The following is a 6,558-nucleotide window of genomic DNA, read 5'->3' on the forward strand; positions in this document are numbered from 1 at the left end:
CTTCTTTTAATTTTTGTTTGATTTTACTTTGAGTCGCTATACCGGCATGATCCATTCCCGGCAAAAAAAGGACGTCAAAACCCAACATTTTTTTTCTTCTGATAATAATATCTTGTAAAGTATTATTCCAAGCGTGACCTAAATGCAGTTTGCCCGTAATATTCGGAGGCGGAATAACAATAGTGAAAGGTGTTTTATCAGGGTTATTTTGTGTTTTAAAATAGCCTTTTTCTAACCATTTAGCGTATCTTTTATTTTCTACTAATTTAAAATTATATTTTTGTTCCATATTTTTCTTAATCCTAATTTTTTAGCTTTAAAGCGCTAAAAAATATTTTATCTTGAGTTCGTAATAATTATTATCTTATACCAAAAAGTATCAGATTTAACAAAAAAATAAAAAATAATGAATTATGTATTTATTTTATCATAAATCAAATTAACTATTTCATTTAAACCATCTTTATTTTTGCAAGAAAGTAAAAACATAGGAATATTTTCTTCAAACGCGCCAAATTCTTTTTTGATTCTTTGCATTTGATTAATAACTTGATTTTTCAACACTTTATCTTTTTTATTTAAAATTAAAAAGACCGGTAAATTATATTCTCTTAAATTATGATAAATATCTAAATCCATCTTTGTAGGGCCCACTTTAAAATCAATAATTTGAAAAATAATTTTAACAAAATAGTTGTTTTGTAAAAAATTATTAATCATAGGGAAAACGCTTTGTTTAAAAGTTTTATTTCTTTTAGAATAACCATAACCTGGAGAATCAACTAAATAAAAAGAATCATTTAATAAAAAATAATTAACAGTGGTTGTTTTACCAGGTGTTTTAGAAAATAAAGCTAATTTTTTTTTATTCGTTAAAGCGTTGATAAAAGAACTTTTGCCAACATTACTGCGACCCATTAAAAAAAACTTCTGATAAACGAGGAACGGGACAGTCAATAGGGCCTTGAATACTTTTAATAAAAACAGATTTTTTAATCATTTTTTCCTCAATATATTTCCTATATAGTATTTTTAATAAAAAAACTCATAAAAAAATATTTATATTTTTTCCAATTTAAAAAGTATGGTTTTTTATTTATCATTCTATAATGTATTTATTTCTTTCCATCAGTTGATATGAAAATAATTTTCTTATTTTTTTCATTTTCATTACTTATCTTAATAATATTATTATATTATAATTGATATTTAATAATATAAACAAATTAATTCGTTTACAATAATCTCCTTGTTTATAACAGTAAACAAAAATAATGATTGTTTTTTCAAACAAATCTTCTCTATTTAACCTTTCTATTTTCTATTCCTTTCGATAAACAAAATATTTTTTTAAAAAACAAAAAACCATTAGACCGCAATTATTTGAAATATGTTATAATTAAGAAGATGAATAATATTTTAAGCATAATATCCATATTATTTTTAAAATATTATTCAATATAAAAAAATATTTAATAATGTGGGAATAATTTGTTAACATTATTAAAATAGTTTTAATTGCCTAATGTTGATTAGTTAGAAAGATATCGCCATATTGGTAGTTTTTATCCAACAAAAAAATAAGATTTAAAGGTGTATTTGAGGTTTTTCCAAAATGAATTCTAACTTAAACCAAATGTTTGTAAAATCTAATTTATACCCTAAATTAGTTCAAAACGATATCAACACTTTAAAAGAATTGATTTTTTATAAACCTAAAAAATATCAAAATTTCCTTTTATCTAATATTAACCAAGCGATGGATAAAGAAATAATTAATGTTATAGGAAAAATTGTTAGCGAACCTATTTCATCTAAAGACGATTCTGATAAAAAAAGACTTAATTTTCAAATCTTAATCCATGATGATGTATTTTTGGATGTTGTTCTTTTTAATAAATTTTATTTAGCCAATTTTTTAAAGATAAATAAAAATGTTTTTATTAAAGGTAAATATAATTTATATAATAAAAGCATTACTGCTTCGTTAATTTCTTTTGATTTAAAAAACAAAAATAAAATAAAGCCTGTGTATGGTATTAAAAATATTACTGATCGTTCTATCACCACTTTTTTAAAAAATATTTTTAACAAACCGCAATTAAAAATAAAAGAAAATTTAAGTCCTCTTTTTTTTAAAAAAATACAATTTAATTGATAGAAAAGAAGCTTTAATGAATCTTCATTTGCCCAAAAGCCAACAATTACTTCATAAAACTTTAAAACGTTTTAAACATGAAGAAGCCTTAAATATAGCACAAAAATTATTTGAAGAAAAAAAGAAACTTCCTTTTAAAAAACCTTTAAATTATGGTAATTATTATATTAAAACAATAATGCAAAAAATCCCTTTTTCTTTAACTGATAACCAAAAAAAAATAGTCAAAGATATTTACAGTGATTTAAAACAAAATTATCCCACTAAAAGATTAATTCAAGGCGATGTTGGTTCGGGCAAAACTATTACTGTTTTTTTAGCAGCTATTGCAGTCATTAGTGCCAAAAAACAAGTTTTAATGATGGCTCCAACAGAAATTTTAGCTAAACAACATTATTTAAATTTTACTAAATTATTTCCCGAAATTAAGACTATTTTTATCACTTCTAAAAGTAAAAAGAAAAAAACTTTACAAAAAGCTATTTATAATAATGAATATCAAATGGTTATTGGCACTCATTTGCTGGCGAATACAGAATTTCATGATTTAGGGTTGATTATCATTGATGAGACTCATAAGTTCGGGACCGATGTGAAAGATAAAACTTCCTTTCAAAACCTTCAAGCAGATGTTTTATATTTAACAGCGACCCCAATTCCTAAAACTTTAGCGGTCATGTATTTTGGTTTATTAAAAACTTCTTTATTAACAGAACCTCCTTATGCTAAAAAAAGTATTATTACCGAAAGATTTCCTTTCGAAGACATCGTTCCTTTATTAAAAGAAAATCAAGCTAAAAACGAACAAACTTATATAGTAGTTCCGGCTATCAAACAAAATGCTAAAAAATTCAATATTGAAACCATAAAATCTTTTTTTAGAAGAAGAGAAAATTCAACATCTTTATGTTTTACATGGTAAAAAAAATAACCAAGAACAAGAAGACATTATGGCGGGTTTTGTGAAAAATACTCAAGGAATTTTATTAGCTACTACTATTATTGAAGTAGGAATTGATATTCCTAACGCAACAACCATTGTTATTTTAGGAGCCGATCGTTTTGGTTTAAGTCAATTACACCAATTAAGAGGAAGAGTAGGGCGAAATGAAAAACAAAATTATTGTTTTTTAGTCCCTGAAAATCCAACAGATAACCAACGTTTAAATATTTTAGAACAAGAAAGTAATGGTTTTAAATTAAGCGAATTTGATTTAAAAAATAGAGGTCCTGGCGATTTTGTAGGTAAAAAACAAAGTGGTTATTTAAAATATCATTTTTTAAATGTGGCAACAGATTTTAAAATTATTTCTCAAGTACAAAAAGATTTTGAAAATTTAGAAAATAAAAAGAGGTTATTATGATTAAAATAGCAGTCGACGCTATGGGAGGCGATTTCGCTCCTGATTCTATTATAAAAGGCAGTTTAAAAGCGTTATCCGAAGAAAGAGATTTGTATCTTTATTTATATGGCGATGAACCGCAAATTCAAAAATTTTTACAAAACCATATTTCTTCTGAATTGCCTGAAACTTTACAAGAAAGATTAAGCATTATCCACACGCCTCATTATTTAGATATGGGCGTTAAAAACATTAGAGAAGAAATTAGAGATAATTCACAACATTCTATGTTTTTAGCTCTGCAATCGGCTAAAAATAATGAAGTAGACGGCGTTGTTTCTGCTGGGCCTACGCAAGCTTTAATTTTAGCCAGTTATTTAATTATCGGCACTATTCAACCTATGAAAAGAATCGCTTTAGCTATCATTTACCCTTCTTTAGATGGTAGAACAAGAATTTTATTAGACGCTGGAGCTAATATCGAAATTAAAGCTGAAAATCTGTTATTATTCTCTATCGCTGCTTCTATTGTGGCTCAAGAATTATTCCATATTGACGCTCCCATTGTTAAAATGTTAAATATTGGTTCAGAACCGCATAAAGGGAGAGTTTTAGAAATGGAGACTTTTGATTTATTAGAAAAAACTCCTCATGTTTTATTTAAGGGGAACGAAGAACCGCAAAATATTTTATACTCTGAGGCGGATATTTTATTAAGTGACGGTTTCACCTCCAATATGATTATTAAAACATATAAAGGTGCTTTTGACATCTTAATGAAAAACATAAAAAACGTTTTAACAGAAAATTGGTTCAAAAAAATCATTAGTAAATTACTTTTTCAAAAAAAGCTTCAAAACATTAAAAACAAATTAGATAGCAAAGAAATTGGAGGAGCAATGATTTTAGGTTTAAACAAAATCGTTGTTAAAGCTCAAGGCAACTCCGATTATTATTCTTTTTATAACGCTATTTTAAAAGCGAAAAAATTAATAGAAAAAGATTTTTTAACAAAACTTTCTCAAAAAATAAAAAATTGAAATCACATAAGGAAACGTTATGTCTATTAAACAGTTATTTAAAAGATTAAATATCAAACCAAAAAATATTTCTTTATTCATTAACGCTTTAACTCATAGTTCGTACGCTAATGAGAATAACGCCAAACACAATAATAACGAAAGATTAGAGTTTTTAGGCGATTCGGTCATTAATTTCTTCATGGCTAGTTATTTATATAAAAACAATAAAGACGATGAAGGAGTTATGACCAAAAAAAGAGCTCAAGCAGTTTGTGTAGATTCTTTATTGATTTACGCTGAAGAAATTCAATTAAAAAAATATATTTATTTAGGTAAAGGAGAAAAAAAAAGATCCGTTCATAATTATTCTATTGTAACGGACGCTTTTGAGGCTTTATTTGGGGCTATTTATTTAGATTTAGGCTTGAAACAAGCACAAAAAACCTTTTATCAGGTTGTTTTGCCTTGTTTAAATAAAATCATTAATATTATTGATTTTAAGACTCAACTACAAGAATTAGTCCAAACAAAAAAACAAAATATTACTTATAAAATCATTTCTGAAAAAGGTTTAGCTCACGAAAAGGAATTTGTATCAGAAGTATATTTAGGCAAAGAATGGTTAGGAAAAGGTAATGGTAAAACCAAAAAAGCGGCCGAACAACAAGCTGCTAAAAAGGCTTTGGCCAAGATTTCTAAAGGAGGTATTTTAAAAAATGATTAAAATTTTATACGAAGAAGGTTTTTTAAATATAGAAAAAATTTTAATCCGTGAATTTAAAAAACTCCATTTAGAAATACAAGAATTAAGTGTTTTACTTTGTTTATTTGATTCTTATGAAAAAAAAATCTTTTCGTCCTCTTTTTTAGCTACAAAAGCGAACCTTTCTAAAAACGAACTAGAATCTATTTTAGAAAGATTAAGACAAAAAAATTTTTTTTCCATCCTACAAGATAAAAAAGATAATAAGATTATAGAAATCTTTAATTTAGATAATACTTTTGTTAAAATACAACAATTATATAAAGAGAAAAAAACTAAAAGTACTGAAAAAAAACAAAAAAACAATATTTCTGAAACTATTGAAAATTTAGAAACTTTAAAAGGCAGACTTTTAACTGGAAACGAATTAGAAATCGTGAAAAGTTGGTATTTAGAACAAAATTATACCCACGACAATATTACCCAAATAATCGTTCAAGCTGGTTTAAATAAAAAAGATTCTCTAAATTATATTGAAAGAATTTTAAGCCAAACAAATCATGTAAAAATCGAAAATGACGATAAAGCTGATCAAATACTACATAAAATTTTTAAACAGATTAAAAAATAATGCATTATTATAACTTTATATAAAAAAAATATGTTATAATTAAAATCGGTATTGGATCTTTATTGAAGATTTAATAATGAAAAAAAAGGAGATAATAAAATATTATGGTAGCAATGGATAAGCACAATAAACAAAGTTATTTAAAAACTAAAAATGGTAAAATAGTTCTTGGCGTTGTTAGTGCAGTTGTAGTAATTTTAACAGCAGTTGGTGTTTGGTTCTTTATGAAAAATTCACCTTCTAAAGCGGTTAAAAACTTAGACAGCAATTTAGTCTCTAAATGGGACGCTGTTTGCACAGATGCAATAACAAAAGCGAACAACGAAAATAGCGCTGATAAAAAAGCAGCGGCATTGAAAAAAGTTGTTAAAACATTAAAAACATATTACAAAGATATGGACTATTTAACTAACGAAGAAAAAAACAAAAAACCTGAAGATGCAGCTAAAAAAACAGCTTACGAAGAAGCTCAAAACGCAGCTAAAACAGTTAAAGGTGCATTAGATGAAGCTGATCAGGCTACTGGTCAAGACGATGCAGCAGTAACATCTCTTAACAAAGCTTTAGCAAAAGTTACAAAAGACATCTGTCAAAAAGTAGTTACTCAATCTAAAATAGCTTACGGATTAGAATAATTTTTCAAAAAATTAATATTTTTTTAAATACACAATAAAACANANATATATATATATATTATTATT

The 6,558-nt window shown here is 25.7% G+C and carries 9 protein-coding genes; 7 read left to right on the forward strand and 2 right to left on the reverse strand.

Features of this window, described 5'->3' with window-relative positions:
• Positions 1 to 289: class I tRNA ligase family protein (locus CPX_RS02365; RefSeq protein ID WP_152907389.1), on the reverse strand; the 289-nt coding region annotated here is incomplete at its 3' end.
• Positions 290 to 411: 122 nt separating this feature from the next.
• Complete coding sequence (yihA, locus tag CPX_RS02370) at positions 412 to 918, reverse strand: ribosome biogenesis GTP-binding protein YihA/YsxC (protein ID WP_235443256.1); 507 nt, start codon at positions 916 to 918, stop codon at positions 412 to 414.
• A gap of 697 nt (positions 919 to 1,615) precedes the next feature.
• Between yihA and CPX_RS03405 the strand changes: the two genes are divergently transcribed.
• The 7 genes from CPX_RS03405 (at position 1,616) to CPX_RS02395 (ending at position 6,492) form a co-directional block, all read left to right on the forward strand.
• Positions 1,616 to 2,158 (forward strand): ATP-dependent DNA helicase RecG, encoded by a 543-nt coding sequence (locus CPX_RS03405; RefSeq protein ID WP_235443257.1) that lies wholly within the window; start codon positions 1,616 to 1,618, stop codon positions 2,156 to 2,158.
• Between the two features lie 16 nt (positions 2,159 to 2,174).
• Positions 2,175 to 3,080, forward strand: coding sequence for a DEAD/DEAH box helicase (locus CPX_RS03410; RefSeq protein ID WP_235443258.1), 906 nt, complete (start codon positions 2,175 to 2,177; stop codon positions 3,078 to 3,080).
• A gap of 28 nt (positions 3,081 to 3,108) precedes the next feature.
• The gene (locus CPX_RS03415; protein WP_235443259.1) at positions 3,109 to 3,522 is read left to right on the forward strand and encodes a helicase-related protein; all 414 of its coding nucleotides are present in this window, start codon (positions 3,109 to 3,111) and stop codon (positions 3,520 to 3,522) included.
• On the forward strand, positions 3,519 to 4,541 hold the full coding sequence (gene plsX / locus CPX_RS02380; protein ID WP_053521578.1) for a phosphate acyltransferase PlsX: 1,023 nt from the start codon (positions 3,519 to 3,521) through the stop codon (positions 4,539 to 4,541). Before CPX_RS03415 ends, plsX begins: the two co-directional genes overlap by 4 nt.
• 19 nt (positions 4,542 to 4,560) lie before the next feature.
• Positions 4,561 to 5,247: a ribonuclease III gene (rnc, locus tag CPX_RS02385; protein WP_053521580.1), complete on the forward strand. Its 687-nt coding sequence runs from the start codon at positions 4,561 to 4,563 to the stop codon at positions 5,245 to 5,247.
• The gene (locus tag CPX_RS02390; RefSeq protein ID WP_053521582.1) at positions 5,240 to 5,857 is read left to right on the forward strand and encodes a DnaD domain protein; all 618 of its coding nucleotides are present in this window, start codon (positions 5,240 to 5,242) and stop codon (positions 5,855 to 5,857) included. The genes rnc and CPX_RS02390 overlap by 8 nt, the downstream gene beginning before the upstream one ends.
• A gap of 104 nt (positions 5,858 to 5,961) precedes the next feature.
• Positions 5,962 to 6,492 (forward strand): hypothetical protein, encoded by a 531-nt coding sequence (locus tag CPX_RS02395; protein WP_053521583.1) that lies wholly within the window; start codon positions 5,962 to 5,964, stop codon positions 6,490 to 6,492.
• The last annotated feature ends 66 nt before the right edge of the window (positions 6,493 to 6,558 follow it).

The organism is Candidatus Phytoplasma pruni (assembly GCF_001277135.1).
GTDB classification, from domain to species: Bacteria; Bacillota_I; Bacilli_A; order Acholeplasmatales; family Acholeplasmataceae; genus Phytoplasma; species Phytoplasma pruni.

Coding starts and splice junctions, on each gene's coding strand:
- yihA (WP_235443256.1), bottom strand. CDS start 918: ATGGGTCGCAGTAATGTTGGCAAAAGTTCTTTTATCAACGCTTTAACG.
- CPX_RS03405 (WP_235443257.1), top strand. CDS start 1,616: ATGAATTCTAACTTAAACCAAATGTTTGTAAAATCTAATTTATACCCT.
- CPX_RS03410 (WP_235443258.1), top strand. CDS start 2,175: ATGAATCTTCATTTGCCCAAAAGCCAACAATTACTTCATAAAACTTTA.
- CPX_RS03415 (WP_235443259.1), top strand. CDS start 3,109: ATGGCGGGTTTTGTGAAAAATACTCAAGGAATTTTATTAGCTACTACT.
- plsX (WP_053521578.1), top strand. CDS start 3,519: ATGATTAAAATAGCAGTCGACGCTATGGGAGGCGATTTCGCTCCTGAT.
- rnc (WP_053521580.1), top strand. CDS start 4,561: ATGTCTATTAAACAGTTATTTAAAAGATTAAATATCAAACCAAAAAAT.
- CPX_RS02390 (WP_053521582.1), top strand. CDS start 5,240: ATGATTAAAATTTTATACGAAGAAGGTTTTTTAAATATAGAAAAAATT.
- CPX_RS02395 (WP_053521583.1), top strand. CDS start 5,962: ATGGTAGCAATGGATAAGCACAATAAACAAAGTTATTTAAAAACTAAA.